Origin of the sequence: Heyndrickxia sporothermodurans, from assembly GCF_003055045.1 — a bacterium.
Taxonomy (GTDB): Bacteria; Bacillota; Bacilli; order Bacillales; family Bacillaceae_C; genus Heyndrickxia; species Heyndrickxia sporothermodurans.
Window position 1 is genome coordinate 1 of record NZ_NAZB01000009.1, and the last position, 964, is coordinate 964.

Genomic DNA, 964 nt, shown 5'->3' on the forward strand with positions numbered 1-964 from the left:
CTGGCGCCGCAAGGCGTGGGGGTTCGACTCCCTTCACCCGCATTATAAGTAATTAAGTTGCGGAAGTAGTTCAGTGGTAGAACACCACCTTGCCAAGGTGGGGGTCGCGGGTTCGAATCCCGTCTTCCGCTCCAGACAACCCTTGCCGGGGTGGCGGAACTGGCAGACGCACAGGACTTAAAATCCTGCGGTAGGTGACTACCGTACCGGTTCGATTCCGGTCCTCGGCACCATTTTAATAAGCGCCCGTAGCTCAATTGGATAGAGCGTTTGACTACGGATCAAAAGGTTAGGGGTTCGACTCCTCTCGGGCGCGCCATTATTAGAAGTGAGAAGTTGGAATATAAGTTTATATTCGAAGCAATACTAAATATACTCGAACATCCAATCTTTAACATCTAAATCGGGAAGTAGCTCAGCTTGGTAGAGCACTTGGTTTGGGACCAAGGGGTCGCAGGTTCGAATCCTGTCTTCCCGACCATTCATACTAATTTGGGGCCTTAGCTCAGCTGGGAGAGCGCCTGCTTTGCACGCAGGAGGTCAGCGGTTCGATCCCGCTAGGCTCCACCAAAATATTCAACTAAAAAAGTTGTTGACAGAGAAACTTAATAGTGATAACATATAAAAGTTGTCTTTGAAAAATTGATCTTTGAAAACTGAACAAAACGAAACGTCAATTAATTTATTTTTTAACTAGAGCTATTTCAAACATCTTTTTGGAGAGTTTGATCCTGGCTCAGGACGAACGCTGGCGGCGTGCCTAATACATGCAAGTCGAGCGAATCTGATAGGAGCTTGCTCCTTCTCAGATTAGCGGCGGACGGGTGAGTAACACGTGGGTAACCTGCCTGTAAGACTGGGATAACTCCGGGAAACCGGGGCTAATACCGGATAACTTTTTTCTTCGCATGAAGGAGAATTGAAAGGTGGCACTAGCTACCACTTACAGATGGACCCGCGGCGC

At 48.2% G+C, this 964-nt stretch carries 5 tRNA genes and 1 rRNA gene; all 6 read left to right on the forward strand.

The features are described from left to right. The first annotated feature begins 59 nt into the window (after positions 1-59). Positions 60-134, forward strand: a tRNA-Gly gene (locus B5V89_RS03510). Positions 135-144: 10 nt separating this feature from the next. Then, positions 145-233 (forward strand) — tRNA-Leu (locus B5V89_RS03515). A gap of 9 nt (positions 234-242) precedes the next feature. Continuing rightward, positions 243-319: transfer RNA gene (locus B5V89_RS03520), tRNA-Arg, on the forward strand. 85 nt (positions 320-404) lie between these two features. Beyond that, positions 405-481, forward strand: a tRNA-Pro gene (locus B5V89_RS03525). A gap of 13 nt (positions 482-494) precedes the next feature. Then, positions 495-570 (forward strand) — tRNA-Ala (locus tag B5V89_RS03530). Positions 571-713: 143 nt separating this feature from the next. Next, positions 714-964: ribosomal RNA gene (locus B5V89_RS03535) — 16S ribosomal RNA — on the forward strand; the annotation flags it as partial.